Annotated in this window: 18 protein-coding genes and 1 other annotated feature; of the genes, 6 read left to right on the top strand and 12 right to left on the bottom strand. The window is 43.7% G+C overall.

Annotated features, from left to right (window positions below):
• Positions 1 to 280 precede the first annotated feature (280 nt).
• Entirely contained in the window at positions 281 to 1000 is a 720-nt protein-coding gene (locus tag R7M72_RS17925; protein ID WP_017635070.1) for a tRNA1(Val) (adenine(37)-N6)-methyltransferase, read from the top strand.
• A 107-nt stretch (positions 1001 to 1107) separates the two neighbouring features.
• Positions 1108 to 2331: an ATP-dependent RNA helicase SrmB gene (gene srmB / locus R7M72_RS17930; protein ID WP_005381797.1), complete on the top strand. Its 1224-nt coding sequence runs from the start codon at positions 1108 to 1110 to the stop codon at positions 2329 to 2331.
• 109 nt (positions 2332 to 2440) lie between these two features.
• Here srmB and yaaA read toward each other — a convergent pair whose 3' ends face one another.
• Both yaaA and R7M72_RS17940 read right to left on the bottom strand, forming a co-directional pair.
• A complete protein-coding gene (gene yaaA, locus R7M72_RS17935; protein WP_005382848.1) occupies positions 2441 to 3217 on the bottom strand; it encodes a peroxide stress protein YaaA in 777 nt (258 codons plus the stop codon).
• A 110-nt stretch (positions 3218 to 3327) separates the two neighbouring features.
• Positions 3328 to 4761: an alanine/glycine:cation symporter family protein gene (locus R7M72_RS17940; protein WP_005381800.1), complete on the bottom strand. Its 1434-nt coding sequence runs from the start codon at positions 4759 to 4761 to the stop codon at positions 3328 to 3330.
• 721 nt (positions 4762 to 5482) lie between these two features.
• Here R7M72_RS17940 and R7M72_RS17945 point away from each other — a divergent pair.
• A complete protein-coding gene (locus tag R7M72_RS17945; RefSeq protein WP_005381805.1) occupies positions 5483 to 5668 on the top strand; it encodes a DUF3545 family protein in 186 nt (61 codons plus the stop codon).
• A gap of 236 nt (positions 5669 to 5904) precedes the next feature.
• Here the strand turns inward: R7M72_RS17945 and R7M72_RS17950 are convergent, their stop codons facing one another.
• From R7M72_RS17950 to nfo, 3 genes are all read right to left on the bottom strand, one after another.
• Complete coding sequence (locus R7M72_RS17950) at positions 5905 to 6456, bottom strand: hemerythrin domain-containing protein (protein ID WP_005381807.1); 552 nt, start codon at positions 6454 to 6456, stop codon at positions 5905 to 5907.
• Positions 6457 to 6569: 113 nt separating this feature from the next.
• Positions 6570 to 7250, bottom strand: a complete 681-nt coding sequence (ung, locus tag R7M72_RS17955) for a uracil-DNA glycosylase (protein WP_005382846.1) — start codon at positions 7248 to 7250, stop codon at positions 6570 to 6572.
• A gap of 289 nt (positions 7251 to 7539) precedes the next feature.
• Positions 7540 to 8424, bottom strand: a complete 885-nt coding sequence (gene nfo, locus R7M72_RS17960; RefSeq protein WP_213968473.1) for a deoxyribonuclease IV — start codon at positions 8422 to 8424, stop codon at positions 7540 to 7542.
• A gap of 326 nt (positions 8425 to 8750) precedes the next feature.
• Between nfo and grcA the strand changes: the two genes are divergently transcribed.
• Complete coding sequence (grcA, locus tag R7M72_RS17965) at positions 8751 to 9128, top strand: autonomous glycyl radical cofactor GrcA (protein ID WP_005381814.1); 378 nt, start codon at positions 8751 to 8753, stop codon at positions 9126 to 9128.
• Positions 9129 to 9194: 66 nt separating this feature from the next.
• Here the strand turns inward: grcA and R7M72_RS17970 are convergent, their stop codons facing one another.
• The 5 genes from R7M72_RS17970 to thrL all read right to left on the bottom strand — a co-directional run bounded on the left by R7M72_RS17970 (position 9195) and on the right by thrL (position 14938).
• Positions 9195 to 9899 carry an NADPH-dependent FMN reductase gene (locus tag R7M72_RS17970; RefSeq protein WP_170893689.1) on the bottom strand — a complete coding sequence of 235 codons (705 nt, stop codon included), beginning with the start codon at positions 9897 to 9899 and terminating at the stop codon, positions 9195 to 9197.
• A gap of 139 nt (positions 9900 to 10038) precedes the next feature.
• Positions 10039 to 11319: a threonine synthase gene (gene thrC, locus R7M72_RS17975; protein WP_025768425.1), complete on the bottom strand. Its 1281-nt coding sequence runs from the start codon at positions 11317 to 11319 to the stop codon at positions 10039 to 10041.
• On the bottom strand, positions 11316 to 12272 hold the full coding sequence (gene thrB / locus R7M72_RS17980; RefSeq protein ID WP_318056289.1) for a homoserine kinase: 957 nt from the start codon (positions 12270 to 12272) through the stop codon (positions 11316 to 11318). Before thrB ends, thrC begins: the two co-directional genes overlap by 4 nt.
• A gap of 20 nt (positions 12273 to 12292) precedes the next feature.
• Complete coding sequence (thrA, locus tag R7M72_RS17985) at positions 12293 to 14752, bottom strand: bifunctional aspartate kinase/homoserine dehydrogenase I (RefSeq protein WP_017821509.1); 2460 nt, start codon at positions 14750 to 14752, stop codon at positions 12293 to 12295.
• A 53-nt stretch (positions 14753 to 14805) separates the two neighbouring features.
• Positions 14806 to 14925, bottom strand: a sequence feature (Thr leader region).
• On the bottom strand, positions 14861 to 14938 hold the full coding sequence (gene thrL, locus R7M72_RS17990; protein ID WP_074192076.1) for a thr operon leader peptide: 78 nt from the start codon (positions 14936 to 14938) through the stop codon (positions 14861 to 14863). (Overlaps the previous feature by 65 nt.)
• 423 nt (positions 14939 to 15361) lie before the next feature.
• On the opposite strand from thrL, the gene R7M72_RS17995 reads away from it, so the two are divergent.
• A complete protein-coding gene (locus R7M72_RS17995; protein ID WP_005381821.1) occupies positions 15362 to 15832 on the top strand; it encodes a hypothetical protein in 471 nt (156 codons plus the stop codon).
• Here the strand turns inward: R7M72_RS17995 and R7M72_RS18000 are convergent.
• Both R7M72_RS18000 and R7M72_RS18005 read right to left on the bottom strand, forming a co-directional pair.
• The gene (locus R7M72_RS18000) at positions 15829 to 16311 is read right to left on the bottom strand and encodes a putative 4-hydroxy-4-methyl-2-oxoglutarate aldolase (RefSeq protein WP_318056285.1); all 483 of its coding nucleotides are present in this window, start codon (positions 16309 to 16311) and stop codon (positions 15829 to 15831) included. The genes R7M72_RS17995 and R7M72_RS18000 overlap by 4 nt on opposite strands.
• A gap of 64 nt (positions 16312 to 16375) precedes the next feature.
• Entirely contained in the window at positions 16376 to 16783 is a 408-nt protein-coding gene (locus R7M72_RS18005) for a DUF3293 domain-containing protein (RefSeq protein WP_005381823.1), read from the bottom strand.
• Between the two features lie 361 nt (positions 16784 to 17144).
• On the opposite strand from R7M72_RS18005, the gene arcA reads away from it, so the two are divergent.
• Positions 17145 to 17861 carry a two-component system response regulator ArcA gene (arcA, locus tag R7M72_RS18010; RefSeq protein ID WP_005381824.1) on the top strand — a complete coding sequence of 239 codons (717 nt, stop codon included), beginning with the start codon at positions 17145 to 17147 and terminating at the stop codon, positions 17859 to 17861.
• The last annotated feature ends 23 nt before the right edge of the window (positions 17862 to 17884 follow it).

Raw genomic sequence — 17884 nt, forward strand, 5'->3', positions numbered from 1 at the left:
TTTTGTATACCTAAAGTCAATAAGTACACGTGGTTCAATCTATAAAATTTTCGCCGCATAATGACGAAAGACTCATCATTTGGCAACCTTTAAGAAAAAAACACCATATTAATTTAGTTTTCAAACTTAAAAGCAGTGGATATAACCAGATCCAAATAACAGACCAGTTCTTTATCTCGATCAATTAACAATACAATTTAGTAACCAACAAAACAACAATCTATACAATTAATAAACAATAGAGCAATCCACTTAATTATTGAGCAAATATAAAACAATCATGAAGAACAAAAAACTGAAAACTAAAGGCTTCAATTTTAAGCAATTTTGTATTGAGGGCGGCGAGAGTGGTATGCCAGTCAGCACAGATGGGGTAATGCTTGGTGCTTGGATTCAAAGCCCTAACGACGCTAAAATTCTCGATATTGGCACTGGCACTGGCCTGCTTGCCCTGATGTGTGCTCAACGCTTTACAGAAGCTCAAATAACCGCGGTCGATATCGAATTAACAGCCGTTGCTGCCGCGCAAAAAAATATGGCCCAGTCTCCTTGGTCAGATCGTGTAAGTGTGCATCACACCGACATACTGCACTTTACGCCGACACATCCATTCCAACGCATCATTTGTAACCCGCCCTACTTCAACAGCGGCGAGCAATCGAAACACAGTCAACGTGCAACCGCGAGGCACACTGATACGCTAGGCCATAACGCATTGCTACAGCGTTGCTATCATTTGCTTGATGACGAAGGGAGAGCTAGTTTTGTGTTGCCAATCACCGAAGGCGAGCAGTTCATTGAGCTAGCATTAAACCAAAGTTGGTATCTATCGCGGATCTGTCGTGTGCAACCATCAGAAAAGAAACCAGTACACCGACTGTTATTTGAACTGTCAAAACGACCTTGCGATTTGCAGACGTCACATTTAATTATCCGTTCAAATGACGGCTATAGTGATGATTTCATCCAGTTAACCCGCGAGTTTTATCTTAAGATGTGAAATAACATGTGATCCTTATCACCAATCACTTTATAATGTGCGACCTTTTTGTATTCTATGCTGTTGTGGCGAACCATTAACCAAGCTTTGCTTGTGGAGAACTCATTGTGATCAGAACCTTTGCTGAACTTGATCTAGACCAAAACCTACTTGAAGCCATTGAAGAGATGGGTTACGAACGCCCAACAAAAATTCAGGCAGAAGCGATTCCACAAGCGTTGGACGGTCGTGACATTCTAGCGTCAGCGCCAACAGGAACTGGTAAAACGGCCGCCTTCGTCCTGCCAGCATTGCAATACTTGCAAGACTTCCCTCGTCGTAAGCCTGGACCTGCGCGTATTTTGATCCTAACGCCTACTCGCGAACTGGCGATGCAAATTGCCGATCAAGCACGTGCTTTGGCAAAAAATACCAAACTCAACATTTTCACCATCACTGGTGGTGTTCAGTACCAAGAGCACGCCGACATCCTTGCAACAACACAAGACATTGTGGTTGCGACACCTGGCCGTTTAAAAGAATACATTGATGCAGAACGTTTTGATTGTCGTGCAATCGAATGGTTAATCCTTGATGAAGCAGACCGTATGCTAGATATGGGTTTTGCTCCTACAGTCGATCGCCTATCTAACGAATGTCGCTGGCGTAAGCAAACCCTTCTGTTCTCAGCAACGTTAGAAGGGAAAGGCGTAGAAGGCTTTACCGCTGATCTGTTGAATGACCCAGCAGAGATCGACGCAAAATCGCCGCTGCGTGAGCGTAAGAAAATTGCTCAGTGGTACCACCGAGCTGATGATGCTGAACACAAACTGGAATTACTAAAACACATTATTACTCAGCAAGCTGAGCGCACTATCGTCTTTTTAAAGACTCGTGAGCGTTTGGCTGAGCTACGAGCGCAGCTTGAAAGTGCACAGATTCCATGTTCTTGGATTCAAGGTGAAATGCCGCAAGATCGTCGTAACAATGCGATTTCTCGCTTCCGCGATGGAACTGTGAACGTGCTGCTCGCGACGGACGTTGCTGCGCGTGGTATCGATCTTCCGGATGTATCACACGTTATCAACTACGACATGCCGCGCACGGCTGATGTTTACCTTCACCGTATCGGCCGTACGGCTCGCGCAGGTAAGAAAGGTAACGCTATCTCAATCGTAGAAGCACACGACCAACCAATGATGGATCGCGTTGCACGTTACGTGAAAGAAGACATCAAAGAGCGTTTCGTGAAAGAGATGCGTCCTAAACACAAAAAGCCTGTGTTTAAGAAGAAAAAGAAAAAAGACGACAAGAAAAAAGTAGCGAAAAAGAAAACCGCTAAGAAGAAGTAATCTTGTTGGGGCCAAGTAGCTCAAGCTAGAAAATAACAAAGGGTTGGCAATGCCAACCCTTTTTCGTTTGTGCTGATAGAGATTAACGTAGACTACGTCTCAATCAGCTTTATTTTTGCTCTTCGCGTTTAAATACTAACTCTGTTGGCGTCGATTCATCTTCCACAAAGTAGTAACCCGCCGTATCAAACTTAGTCAGGTCTGCAACGCTCTCAACACGGTTTTCAATGATGTAACGCGCCATCATACCGCGCGCTTTCTTCGCGTAAAAACTGATGACCTTGTATTGACCATTCTTACAATCTTTGAATACTGGCGTGATCACTTGCGCATCTAAATTCTTTGGCTTAACCGCTTTAAAGTATTCATTTGATGCAAGGTTGATAAGGACATTATCACCTTGAGCAGAAATCGCTTCGTTAAGCTTGTCCGTAATTACATTGCCCCAAAACTGGTACAAGTTCGTACCCTTGTCGTTTGCAAGCTTGGTACCCATTTCAAGACGGTATGGCTGCATCAAATCAAGTGGTTTTAGTAAACCATAAAGACCCGATAGCATACGCAGATGATCTTGAGCATATTCGAAGTCCGCTTCAGATAAACTTTCGGCGTCTAGCCCTGTGTAAACGTCACCTTTAAATGCAAGAATGGCTTGTCGTGAGTTTTCCGTGGTAAACGTTTCACTCCACTCTTGGAATCGGCCCACATTTAAATCGGCAATCTTGTCGCTCACTTTCATTAAAGAGGCAACATCAGCAGGAGTCAGTTTGCGGCAAACATCGATAAGCTCTTTTGAGTATTCGACCAACTCAGGTTGAGTAAATTTTTCTGTCGCTAACGGAGACTCGTAATCAAGAGTCTTCGCTGGAGAAACTACGATAAGCATGACTTTCCCTTCTCTAATTTTGTTTTTAATAGGGTACAAAAAAAGCCATGCATTGTCTGCATGGCTTTTTACATCGTACTAATAGCTTTCAACTATGAGTGATAGCTCACTTAGTCTTTTTTATCGTTGTACCAAATGCCTTCTTCAAGCTGAGATTTCAGCTCCGGGAAGTCATTCGCATCAAATGTTGGCACTTTGCCTTCACCAAGCTGGCGGTTGTAATCTTTTGCCAGTTTAATCACGATGCCAGATAGCAAGATGATCGCCACTAAGTTGACTATCGCCATCAGACCCATAGAGACGTCAGCAAGCGACCATACGACTGGTAACGAAGCTAGTGCACCAAACATCACCATACCAAGAACAATAACGCGGAAAATGCTTAAGCCCGCTTTATGATTGTGCTCTAGGAAGATTAAGTTCGTTTCAGCATACGAGTAGTTTGCAATAATTGAAGTAAACGCAAAGAAGAAGATTGCCACAGCAACAAAGATGCCGCCCCAATCGCCAACTTGTGAGCTCAATGCACGCTGAGTTAGCTCGATACCCGTCACTTCTGTTGCTTGACCGACATACTCACCAGACATCAGGATGATAGCCACTGTTGCAGAACAGATAACGATCGTATCCATGAACACGCCTAGCATCTGTACGTAACCTTGAGACGCTGGGTGTGGTGGGTAAGGTGTTGCTGAAGCTGCCGCGTTAGGTGCAGAACCCATACCTGCTTCATTCGAGAATAGACCGCGCTTGATACCGTTAATCATTGCCTGTGCAATTGCGTAGCCAAGACCACCTGCTGCTGCTTCTTGCAGACCAAATGCACTCTTAAAGATAAGCATCAATACATCAGGTAATTTCTCTAGGTTAGAGAACATGATGAACAACGCTAGGGCTAGATAAAGTAGTGCCATGATCGGAACGATCATCTCAGCAACTCTTGCGATACGCTTGATGCCACCGAAAATAACAATTGCAGACAGTAAAACAACGGCAATACCGACATACAGGTTATTCCAACCAAATGCGTTGCTCATTGCATTGGCAATTGAGTTAGCTTGTACTGCGTTGAATACCAAACCAAAAGCGATGATTAGGAAAACTGAGAACAACACGCCCATCCAACGCATGCCCAGGCCTTTTTCCATGTAGTAGGCAGGGCCACCACGGTAGTTGCCATCATCATCTTTGGTTTTGTATAGCTGCGCCAGTGTGCTCTCAGCAAACGATGTTGCCATACCAAGCATTGCAATCAGCCACATCCAGAAGATCGCACCAGGACCACCCGCAGTCAATGCAACTGCAACGCCCGCCATGTTACCTGTACCAACACGTGCAGCAAGACTAGTACAAAGCGCTTGGAAAGAGGAAATACCAGCTTTGTCTGCTTTACGGCTGTTCTTAAGAACAGAGAACATGTGGCCGAAATGGCGGAACTGAATGAACCCTAATCGAACGGTGAAGTAAATACCAACACCAACAAGAAGATAAACCAGAATCGAGCCCCAGAGGAGATCGTTCATCAAATTGATTAAGTCTGTCATGTGTACCTCAAAGTGAGTTGCGCCAGTCTATGCGTCCTAGCCATCCACCAAATTGCCTGCTAAGTGTCAAAGTGTGCTTAGCTTTTTAAGTAATGTTTATGGGCAATCTAGAATCGTAAACGTCGCTTCATGCATCCATTTTACGTACCAGCGTATTTTTTGACGGGCGGATAATGCAACCTAGGAGCGCAAAAATCAATATGCAACAATAGGAATAACATTGTTATTTTTCACTATAAAGTCACCAAAAAATAACATAAATAGAAGACTTAACACTCAAACTGCGCAACATTTCAATTACCAAACACCAACATAAATAATTATTCTTCATTAAATGGAATGGTAAACCGTATAAACAAGAACAAGCTAGTATTCACAAGGTGTTACATAAATTTACGCTAGTGACTTACCATCTAATTGAACACTATTTCATCAAACTGATTTTATGCAACTTTAACCTTTGCGCAGTGCACCCATTCATCAAATCGAATTAACATAGAAAATCTCTCTATTTAATCGTTTTCTTGAGATCGTTTGTGCATTTTTTATCCACATCGTTGCAATAAAAAGTGTGATTTTGAGAATATTTTTGCACGAAAATGTCATGCTACCGACACAAATGCGAAATATATCATGGTTATTCTCACGGCTATTGTGGTACTAAAAAAACTCCACAAGGACTGGTTACAACAGTTTAGCTTAAGAAAGGTAAAGGTGGCTTATGGAAGGCTTTCAACTAGATGACATTTTTAATCTGGATACTACCTCAACAACCAAATCTCGTGCCAAACCAGTAAAGCGAAAGTGGCGTGAAATAGAAGAGATGAACGACAGACGCAATTTGCTTAAAGAGCTGCGCGAACTTGATGTCTGTACCGATTATAACTTGGAAGACATTAAACTCTAATTCAAACAAAAGGCACCTTACAGGTGCCTTTTGTTTTTTGTTTACAGTGACCGTAAACACCGTGAGTTTATGTACCAAGGTTTAAGTATGAATACCATTATTACTCAATGAGAATCTTCCGTACTTTTTGCCGAGAAATATGCACACTAAATTTTCGGTTGATTCCCAATAAATAAGAAATGTATCTCACAAACCCGAGAGACGGCTTTCGCTCGCTCAGGTTTCATCATTCAGTCTTAAACATATTCAGTATCACTTTGACGAACACGTTCGGCCAACTGCTTATAACGATCAGCAATCGTGTCACCAAACACAGGATCATCCTCACTGACGCTCCATAAGCTCTCGACATGCTGCCAATCTTCTGTGGTAAATAACTCTTCAATGAGAGGCAAAATTTTTCGCTCTTCTAGCTCCAAGTGGTGCCTTTGCGATTCTATGAAATCTTCTAGGTGAGCGACAAACATGTCTTGTGGCACAACAGCATCCTGAAGGATCATCTCTATCACGGATGAAAACTCTCTGGTTTTACTCGCTAACTCTAGATGTTCTTTCTCTAAATTTTCCATGGTTTGTTGCTTACCATAGTGTTCAAGAAAGTGGTGATAGAGGATATCTTCTTTCGGGTGGTGTACTTTCTCCGAATGATTAGAGAGGTAATCAACAATCTCGCTTACTAACGCATAGTTGATTACACGTTCTTTTTTTATCTCATTAAGCTTATGGCGCAGTATCGCCAACAGACGAACCATATAACCATGTTCGCGTCGAATTCTTTCGATCATCATAGCGTCTCTCCTTAACACCTACTTTTAGTAAGTGTACATGAGAAATTTACTATCAGCCTCGAGCGTGCTCAAAAAAACAGCGATCATACCATCCATGATCGCTGTCTCTTCATTTATACCGTTAATGGCAAATGCCAGTTAATTGGTGCTTTTTCTTGTGATGTAAGCAACTGGTTTGCTTGAGAGAAATGCTTACAACCGAAAAAGCCTCGATGTGCAGAAAGTGGCGATGGGTGTGGGGCAGCTAACACATGGTGCTTATTGCGATCGATAAAACGACCTTTCTTCTGTGCATGTGAACCCCACAGCAAGAACACTACACCTTCTTGATGCTGATTAATGGCTTCAATCACTCGATCAGTAAACGTTTCCCAACCTGTCTTTGAATGTGAATGCGCTTTACCTTGCTCCACCGTTAATACCGTATTGAGTAACAATACGCCTTGTTCAGCCCAGCTTTGCAAAAAACCATGCTGAGGGATTTGGAAACCTTCAATATCTTGCGCCAGCTCTTTATACATATTAACCAGTGACGGTGGCGTTTTAATGCCAGGAAGTACAGAGAAACACAGGCCATGCGCCTGATTTGGGCCGTGGTATGGGTCTTGTCCTAGAATCACGACCTTAACGTCTTTGAACTCGGTAAAACGAAACGCGTTAAAGACATCTTTTGCGGGAGGAAAAATAGCTTTGCCTGCGGCGCGTTCGGCTTCAACAAAATTCAAGGTGTCTACAAAGTAGCTCTGCTTTTTCTCTTCGCCGATCACATCGTGCCAAGTGGGTGACTGATTCATGGAAAGTTCCTGTCCTAAATTTTGCTTCTATTCTAACGAGCGAAACTCAAACAAACAAAAACTTACCACGAACTTGAGACAAGTAATAAAAGACTAATGCTTCTGTGGCGTTCGAAAATGCCCCTGTCCGGTAATGTGACGATTAGGCATCGGTAAGCGAAGCACGCGACGAGTGAAAGCATAAGGAGTAAAAGAGAGTGGTCGAGACATGTTGGCATCCTTCTTTGCTAATTCAGAGATTGATGTTCAATGACTAAGAAAGAAAGGTGCCAACTTTGTGGTTACGCCATTAACTGGCAATGGCCGCTAAATGGAATTGACGCAACGTGTTGATCTCTTGCTGCCAAATATCTGGATCAATTGTTTCCAAAATCAGAGGGATACCATCAAAACGAGGGTCTTTCGCGATGTACTCAAAGCAATCCCACCCGATCTCTCCTTTACCTAGCGAATGGTGGCGATCTACTTTGCTGGCAAACTCTACTTTTGAATCATTTAGATGCATTGCTCTTAAATAGTGCATACCTACGATACGGTCGAACTCTGCAAAGGTGCGCTCGCAATCTTCTTTTGTACGTAAGTCATAACCAGCCGTAAAGGTATGGCAGGTATCAATACAAACGCCGACACGATCTTTATCTTCCACTTGCTCGATGATTTCAGCAAGGTGCTCAAACTTCCAGCCTAAGTTAGTGCCTTGACCTGCCGTATTCTCGATAACAGCGATCACATTCGGCACCGCTTTATGCGCAAGATTGATCGACTCGGCGATCGTTGCGAGGCACTCCTGTTCAGAGACTTTCTTTAGGTGACTACCCGGATGGAAGTTAAGCAAAGTCAGCCCCAACTGATTACAACGCTCCATTTCATCAATAAATGCCGCGCGGGATTTATTCAGCTTTTCTTCTTCCGGCGCACCCAAGTTAATCAGATAAGAATCATGGGGAAGAATATGCCCTGCTCCGAAACCCAGCATTTTACAGTTCGCTTTAAACGCACTGATGGTTTTTGCTTCTAAAGGCTTCGCCACCCACTGGCGTTGGTTTTTTGTAAATAGTGCGAAGGCATTCGCGCCAATTTCACGAGCTCTCAACGGAGCTTGATCGACCCCACCAGCAGCAGAGACATGTGCACCAATGAGTTTATTCCCAAGCTTGTTTTTCATGTTTGTCATTTAATCACTTTAGACTTTCAGTATTGCTACCTAAATACAGATAGTTGCGTTAACCAGTTTAAACTTTAATCTCAATTTGTAGTAAATTTACAACAAAACTAGTTATTAAATATTTTTTATATTATCAAATAAATTGTAATTAGTTTGTTTTCAAAGGTTTTATTGATTTAACTCAATAAAATTACCTTAATAAAAATAATGTTTTTGGTTGTTTTTTGACTTAAATCAATATTAAAATAGTGGATATTAGCTATATAATACTCAGCTCAACGAAAATTCGAAAATTAACACCAATAATCACCACGTAAGTGGTCTAGGAGATAGTGATGATCCAAGGTATCCAAATTACAAAAGCGGCAAACGACGACCTACTAAACTCTATCTGGCTATTAGATAGCGAAAAAAATGAAGCTCGTTGTGTTGCTGCAACTGCTGGCTACGAAGCAGACCAAGTTATCGCAATCAGCGACCTAGGTGAATACGAAAGCCGTGAAGTTGCAATCGAAACTGCTCCTCGTATCGAAGGCGGCCAACACCTAAACGTGAACGTGCTTAAACGCGAAACACTAGAAGATGCAGTTGCACACCCAGAGAAATACCCACAACTAACTATTCGTGTTTCTGGTTACGCAGTACGTTTTAACTCGCTAACTCCAGAGCAACAACGTGATGTAATCGCTCGTACTTTTACTGAGACTCTATAATCTCTCAGTAAATTAGCTCGCTAGAATTTAAAAAGCTTGGTCAGCAATGACCAAGCTTTTTTTGTTTCAGAATCCTTCTAAACCCTTTCTATAATGGAAAGCAACTCGCCTCTGAGGTGCATTTCTTTGCGAAGGATCTTTCTGAAACGCTTGCGCTACAGAGGTTGGATCAAGCCTATCTCTTTGCAGTGACGCCCCTTCTGCCCACCAAATCAATTGATGCATAGTGCGATTCATATAGTTGTCCCACTGCGTCTGCTCCGACTCATCCGCAGCAACGCCCTGCTCATCAAACACTTCTTGCGCTTTCGGAATGTGGATCATCGCAGAGACAGGTAGACATCCAAGTTCAGATAAGAAGGTACGCATAGAAACGGCAGCTCTAACACCACCCCATTGTCCGGCAGAATAGGTCACGATAGCACTCGGCTTGTAAGAAAACAGCGAACTGCCGAAATGGTTAAGCGTGTTCGCCAGAGCAGGACTCATCGAATGGTTATATTCCGGGCTAACCATCACATACCCATCCGCATGTTTGATTTTGTCTGCCAGCTCACTTAGGTTCTGCGGAACTTTAGAGCGGTGATAAGCAAACTCGGGCTTAAACACATCACCAAAGTCGTAATTCAAAGGGTCGATGATTTCGACCGTATGTTGCGAATGTTGACTCGCGATGAGTTTTTCACACGCTTTACTGACTCGCATTCCTAAACGGGCTGGTCGTGGTGGCGTGCTGTCTCTCACTGAGCCAAGAAAAATCAAAAAATGCATGCTTCTCTTTCCATCTCATTTAGTTAAGTTCGTTTCTCAATCATAAAGAGAGTCAAAACTTACCGACAATAAAAAAGGTGAATGATTACTCATTCACCTCTCGTTATTTCTGTTTTTGATACTTACTATACTTTGAAGCTTACTGCACGCGGCGCAGTACTTGTTTCAATGCGTCAAAGTCTGCATCGAGCTCTTCCGATAGCAGCTCCATCGCAGCGTGCTTCGCTAGTGGCGCAGGAAGCTCGATATCGGATTCTAGAATATCATCCACGACTTCTTTGAACTTCGCAGGGTGAGCAGTACATAGGAACAGACCGGTTTCACCGTCTTGCAATTGTTCTTCAAGCACTCGGTAAGCAATCGCACCATGCGGTTCGCATAGGTAGCCTAGAGCATGTAAATCTTTCACTGACTGTGCGCTTTGCTCATCAGATACTGCGCCTTTACCTAACGTCTCCAAGCCCCACTCTTTCACGCGGCACAGCTCTTCAATACGAGGCCAGTTGTTTGGTTGGCTCACGTCCATCGCGTTCGATGTTGTTGCGACTGTTGGTTTTGGCTCCCACTTACCTGTTTCTAGGTAGCGAGGAACAGTGTCATTGGCATTAGTTGCCGCGATAAAGCGTTTGATAGGCAAGCCCAGCGCTTTTGCCAGTAGACCAGCAGTTAGGTTACCAAAGTTACCACTTGGTACTGATACCACTAGGTTTTCACGCTCTTGCTTGCTCATTTGCGCAGCTGCTTCAAAGTAGTAACAGATTTGCGCCATCAAACGGCTGATGTTGATTGAGTTTGCAGAGTTCAGACCGATCTCTTCACGCAGTGCAGAATCATCAAAAGCTTGCTTAACCAGTGCCTGACACGCATCGAAGTCTCCATCGATCGCGACAGTATGGATGTTCTTACCAAGCGTACAGAATAGCTTCTCTTGCAGTGGGCTGATCTTACCTTTCGGGTAAAGAATCACAACGTTGATGTCTTCCATACCGTAGAAAGCATGCGCAACGGCTGCGCCAGTATCGCCAGAAGTTGCTGTCAGAATGGTGATCTTGCCACCGTCCGAAACGGCTGCAAGAGATTGCGCCATAAAGCGACCACCAAAGTCTTTAAACGCAAGCGTTGGGCCATGGAACAGCTCCAGTGCGTAAACACCATCTCTTACTTGGTTGATAGGCGCAGGGAATTGGAATGCAGCATCAACAAGAGCATTCACTTTCTCCTCTGTAAGTTCATCTCCAATTAACGCCGATAGAATCTTAGTGCTACGAGAGACAAAGTCTTCTGCAAGCAGCGCATCGATATCTTCAAATTTTGGTAATTCCGATGGGAAAAATAGGCCTTGATTGCGACCTAACCCTTGGCGAACGGCTTGGCCAAAGGAAACTTGTTCATCATTTTCTTTTATATTGTAAAGCTTCATAGCTCACTTCCTGTTACTTTCGAACCCTGCTTATCTAGACGACAAACGTGGACGAATCCTTCTTCGTTTTGTACGTAGTTTTGTTCTAACCAGCGAGCAACTCGCTCAGCGACATCTTTCTCTTTGCAAATACTGAACAGTGTCGGACCACTGCCAGAAATACCGGTTGCCAATGCACCCGCAGACGCTGCGTATTGACGTGCATTCGCAAAACCTGGAAGCAGTTTCTCACGATACGGTTCTGCGATCACGTCTTTGATCATTTTTGCAGCAAGTTCTGGCTGACCAGAATGACACGCATGAATAAAGCCCGCAAGGTGGCGACCATGAGCAATGATATCTTGTCGGCGGTATTGAGATGGTAGGATCTCACGCGCTTCCGCCGTTGATACCTTGATACCCGGATACGCCATCACCCAGTACCAATCATCAAAGCAAGGTACTTCTTGACTGATGATACCCAACTCTTCAAGCATCAGTTGCACACCACCAAGGTAACATGGCGCAACGTTGTCGTAGTGAATACCACCAGAGATCTTGCCTTCCATCTCTCCCATCAGCGCTAGTAATTCTGTCTCGTTAATTGGCTGTCCATGGAATCGGTTCAATGCATCTAATGCAGCAACGATAGAACATGCACTTGAGCCTAAACCAGAGCCAATTGGCATGTTCTTTTCTAGCGTCATCTCAAGTGGTTTTAGCTCAACGCCTTTTTTGTCTAACTCACGAGCAAACACAAGCCAACAGTCGTAGACGATGTTCTCTTTTGGTTCAGTTGGCAATTTCTCAACAAAATCACCCGCCGTTTTAAGGCTGAACGGGTCAGCCCCAGATTTCACCAATACACGGTCACCCAATAGTGTGCCATCCACTGGAGACACGGCAGCCCCCAGCACATCAAAGCCAACGCTTACATTACCAATTGATGCTGGGGCATAAACCACTACATCCATATCACTTGAACTCATTATTGTTATACCCCTAGTTTCCAACCTAAAGTACGCATCACGTCAGAAAATACACCCGCAGCCGTTACTTCGGTGCCTGCACCATAGCCACGTAACACTAGTGGGATTGGCTGATAGTAACGGCTGTAAAATGCCAGTGCGTTTTCACCGTCCTTGATTTTATACATTGGATCGTTTTCATCCACCGCAGCGATGCTTACTGTGCACTTGCCCTCATTAATCTCACCAACGTAGCGCAGTACTTTGCCTTCTTCCGCTGCCTTTGCAGATAATTCTTTAAAGTAGGCGTCTGCTTCAGGTAAACGCGCCATAAATTCATCAACGCTACCAGAATCATCAAAACCTGGTGGCAGTGCTTGATCAACCACAACGTCTTCTAGTTCTAGAGACATGCCTGCTTCACGAGCTAGGATCAGAAGCTTACGCGCGACATCCATACCAGAAAGGTCATCACGAGGATCCGGTTCAGTAAAACCATTTTCTTTTGCGATATTAGTTGCTTCACTTAGGCTCATACCTTCATCTAACTTACCGAAGATGTATGACAGAGAGCCAGAAAGAATACCGCTGAAGCGCTCTAGCTCATCACCCGCTGAGATTAGGTTTTGCAGGTTTTCGATTACCGGTAGACCCGCCCCCACAGTTGTTTCGTACATCAGCTTGCGACGAGAGCTGCGCGCAACATCGCGAAGCTGATGGTAGTAAGCCATGCTTGCTGTATTTGCTTTTTTATTTGGTGTAACGACATGGAAACCAGCAGCTAGGAAATCAGCGTATTGATTCGCAATATCTTCACTTGATGTACAGTCAACCAATACTGGGTTGATGATGTGGTTACGTTGAACCAAAGAAATCAAACGCGCTAGGCTGAACTCTTCTGTCGCTGCCGACATACGATCACGCCAATGATCGAGTGGCAGACCTTCACTATCAAGCAGAAGACCTTTGCTGTTTGCCAAGCCACACACGCGAATAACGATGCCTTTTTCCGCAAGCTTCGCCTGTTGACGCTCGATCTGATCCACCAGCTCACCACCAACGCCACCAATACCAACCACGAATACGTCTAAGAAGTGCTTAGAGTTGAATAGGTTTTCGTGACACGCTTTGATCGCTTCAGAGATTTTATCTTCAGGAATCACGGCTGAGATAGCACGCTCAGATGAGCCCTGTGCGATGGCTACAATGTTTACGTTCACTTCAGCAAGAGATGAGAAGAAGCGAGATGCAACACCGCGCGATGTACGCATGCCGTCACCAACCAACGTTATGATTGAAACATTATCAATAAACTCGACCGGCTCTAATAAGCTATCTTTCAGTTCCAACTCAAACGCATCGGCCAGTACTTGTTGCGCTTTTGCTTTATCTTCTGCCTCAATACAGAAGCTAATGCTGTACTCAGAAGAAGACTGAGTAATAAGAACAATAGACACACCAGCGGAAGACATTGCGCCAAATACGCGGCTTGCCATGCCAACCATACCCTTCATACCTGGGCCGGAGACGTTAACCATAGTTAGGTCGTTTAGCGTCGTGATACCTTTGATCGCCAGATTGTCTTCACCAGTGTCTTGCCCAATCAAAGTTCCTGCACCTTGTGGGTTAAAGCTGTTTTTGATCAGACATGGGATGTGGAACTGTGCGATTGGGGCGATGGTTTTCGGGTGCAGAACGGAAGCACCGAAGTAAGAAAGCTCCATCGCTTCTTGATAGCTAAGAGATTTAAGTAGGCGAGCATCTTCGACTAAGCGAGGGTCACAGTTGTACACACCATCTACGTCTGTCCAGATCTCACAGCAATCTGCGCGCAGACACGCCGCAAGAACCGCCGCCGAATAATCAGAGCCATTGCGACCAAGTGTTACCAATTCACCTTTCTCGTTACCTGCGGTAAAGCCAGGCATGATGTTCACATGACCTTGAGGAAGAGGATTCTGGCGGAAGTTCTGAGTCGAAACTTCAACATCGACCATGGCTTCAAGGTGATCACCTTTTGCGTATAGGTATTCAACTGGGTCGATAAGATGTGCAGGCTGGCCTTTGGCTTCTAACACCGCTTTCATCAATTGAATCGAAACGCGTTCGCCTTTGCTAATAATACGTGCATTAACATTGTTTGGGCACATGCCAAGAAGATTGATGCCATGAACGAATTGGCGTAATTGAGAGAGAGAAGTTTTCACTTGGTTATCGAAAGCTGAACCATCGATATTGGGTAGTACTGCTTGGACTTGAGTGAAGAGCGTTTTAAACGACTCCTCCAACTCTTTGATTTGTAGTTCTGCTTCACCATTGCGCAATGCGCCTTCAATGACCGCAACCAATTTGTTTGTTGTTTTACCAGGAGCGGAAAGAACAACCGCCACTTCTTCTTGTTGAGCGTTATTGGCAATAATGTCTGCCGCTCTCAAAAAGCGATCTGCATCAGCTAGTGATGATCCGCCAAACTTCAATACTCGCATCCCTTCCTCCGGTATATCTTCTTAAATTTGTCTAAATTCTGGATAAAAAAGCATAAAAAAAGGCCTGTATCTTGTTGGATACAGGCCTTTTTTGTGAATTTCTTTCGCTCAGCAGCCTGCCCCAACATGTGTCGTGTCGGTAATAATAATGGTCGTGGTCATTACTACTAGGCTGTTAGATGGCATAAATAAATATTCAACGTTAATTGTGTTTGCTTAACTCTACGTTTACCGAGTTTCTGATACATAGTCAACAAAAAATTGTTTGTTTTTCCATCTTTCAGAGAATTCTGCTAAGCAATGTCATTGATATTTATAGTTAATTACACATTATTGATCATTTAAAAATCTACAGTTAGTTTTTGTAAAGGACTTAACCATCATCACCAGTTCGGTTTTTTATCTAATAACTAGTCTGATCTTTGCCATAAAACGTACGATCAAATAATTCGAGAGGGTTGTGACACATAACAACAACTTAACTGTGACTTATGTTCATAGGATCGAATTATTTAGAAAATAGGTGAGCTAGCTTTCATATTCTATGCTTTAATAGTCAGAAGCTTTGGGCGCATACTAATAAAAAAGTTGACACAAGGAGTGGTGAACATGAAAAGAGGGCTTTTTCTGTTGCTGTTTTTTGTGCCTGGTGTTTGTCTAGCAAACGAGCTTCCGCCGCTTCCAGGCAAAACATCCCCTTCTCCTCATAAACTATTCATTTCCAGCGACAGTTATCAGTCTGACAGTTTTGATGTTTGGAATATCGATACGGGTTACGCTTACGAACTTTTTGATTCGGTAGACGTTTATGTCGGTGCGCGAGTCAATAACTCTCCTACCAAAAATCAAAGTGGTTTTTTGAGTGGGATCAGCTATCACTTTAATGATCGTGTCACGCTGAAAAGTACAGTTCGCTCTTACAAGAACGAAACAGCGGAAGGTATTCGCCAAGACGACAGTAGCCTCGCGGCTGAAGTATCAAGTCGCGTAAAAATTACCGATAAACTGGATCTTCACGCGACTCTTGATTACCAAGATTGGCAACAAGGCTTTGAGGTTGGTTTAGGCTTTCGTTTTTAGAAGTCCAGCTTTTGCTTAGAAATCAACACACCGTTCCAGTCCGCGTAAACGTAGTGCTTAGGTTGAACGATTTGGCTTTGCATCGTTAAGGTTACGTTTACCTCTCCTATCCCGCGTTTCTCTGTTTTAAACGGGTTAGTTCCAAGAGCTTGAACGCCAATGTCCATTTGAGATATTTGTGCTACGTCGCGTATTGCACCATAGACAATGATACCTTCCCACCCATTTTCTATTCCGAGTATCGCTAATTGATCGCCGAGTAATGCTCTCTGACACGATCCATGTCCGTCAACAATCAATACTTTACCCGTTCCATCTTCGCCCAGTACTTCACGCACTTTCGAGTTATCGTGATAGCAGCGCACCGTAACGATTTCACCGTAAAAAGCGCTACGTTGACCAAAGTTCTGCAATGGTAAAGTAAGCAAGCTCACTTGGTCTTCAAATTGGTCACAAATATCGGGTGTAATGTCTCTCATATTTCCTCCGTGAATTTTCTCACCCAAGCGGTGCTTCAGTGAGCAGTATCCTTTTCTATACCTTCTATACGAGCCGAGGTTTAATGGAGCCTAACGTATGAAAAACTTTCGGCTGCGAGCACGCAATAAGATAAAGTTGGTCATTAATGACGTAATAAATCGCGTTTTGTTGAAAGTCACTCGCCAATTCAACGGCTACCTCTGGCGACAACTCGACGGCAAAGCTTTCCTCATACCATGTAAAAGCGCTATCACCTACCGTGACAGGCGCGTAATTAACGTGCTGTAGCTGTTTTTCTAACGCGTGATTGTTTATGCTGTTCTCTTCTTTGGACCTCAAGTTACTGTATGGGTTCCAAGCGGTTATCACAGCATAGTTTGAAACACGCCACTCGGCTTCGAATCTGAAAAAAGATTCTGAATAAGCATTCCATAACGATGCGTCTATGTTCTTATTACTTTTTTCTATCATAAGTCTTAAACGATTAATAACAGTTACATTTCATCAATTGATATAAATCAACAAACTGAATGGAATTAACATTTGAGCATTGTTAGCATGCTGTTAACAATATAAAATCCGCTCAATATCTTAGGGTGTTTACGTTTCAGGCCCCACTGAAAGCAGGAAATGAAAGGTAAACAAGCCCTTTAGAATAAACGTCGCCATTGGATACTGGTGAGTTGGCAAAATTCCATGGAGGGCGGATAACTGAAAGAAGTGTTTTTTTGATCAACTTGATTTATTATCAAAATCACATTACCTGTATGTTATATTTTTGCCTAGAATTTATTCTATTAGCACAATTTTGTCACAAATTTAGGTACCGCCAATGCAAACCCCGCAGATTCTTATCGTTGAAGATGAGCAAGTAACTCGTAACACTCTTAAGAGTATTTTTGAAGCAGAGGGATACGCTGTTTTTGAAGCCAGTGACGGTGAAGAGATGCACCAAGTGTTGTCTGATAACTCAGTCAACTTGGTTATTATGGACATTAATCTTCCAGGCAAGAATGGCCTTCTACTAGCGCGTGAATTACGCGAGCAAGCGAACATTGCTTTAATGTTCCTGACAGGCCGTGACAATGAAGTAGACAAGATCCTAGGTCTTGAGATTGGTGCAGATGACTACATCACTAAACCATTCAACCCACGTGAACTAACTATTCGTGCACGTAACCTACTTAGTCGCTCAATGAGCTCTAACGCGGTGCAAGAAGAGAAGCGCTCGGTAGAAAAGTATGAATTCAACGGTTGGGTACTAGACATCAACAGCCGCTCTCTAGTAAGCCCTGCTGGTGATAGCTACAAGCTACCTCGCTCTGAGTTCCGCGCATTACTGCACTTCTGTGAGAACCCGGGTAAGATTCAAACTCGTGCAGATCTTCTTAAGAAGATGACTGGTCGTGAACTTAAGCCACACGACCGTACTGTAGACGTAACGATTCGTCGTATCCGTAAGCACTTTGAGTCTGTTTCAGGTACGCCAGAAATCATCGCCACTATCCACGGCGAAGGTTACCGCTTCTGTGGCGATCTAGAAGACTAGATTTAACCGCTAATATGCAAAGG

This window comes from Vibrio sp. YT-18 (genome assembly GCF_033337345.1).
Classification (GTDB): domain Bacteria; phylum Pseudomonadota; class Gammaproteobacteria; order Enterobacterales; family Vibrionaceae; genus Vibrio; species Vibrio alginolyticus.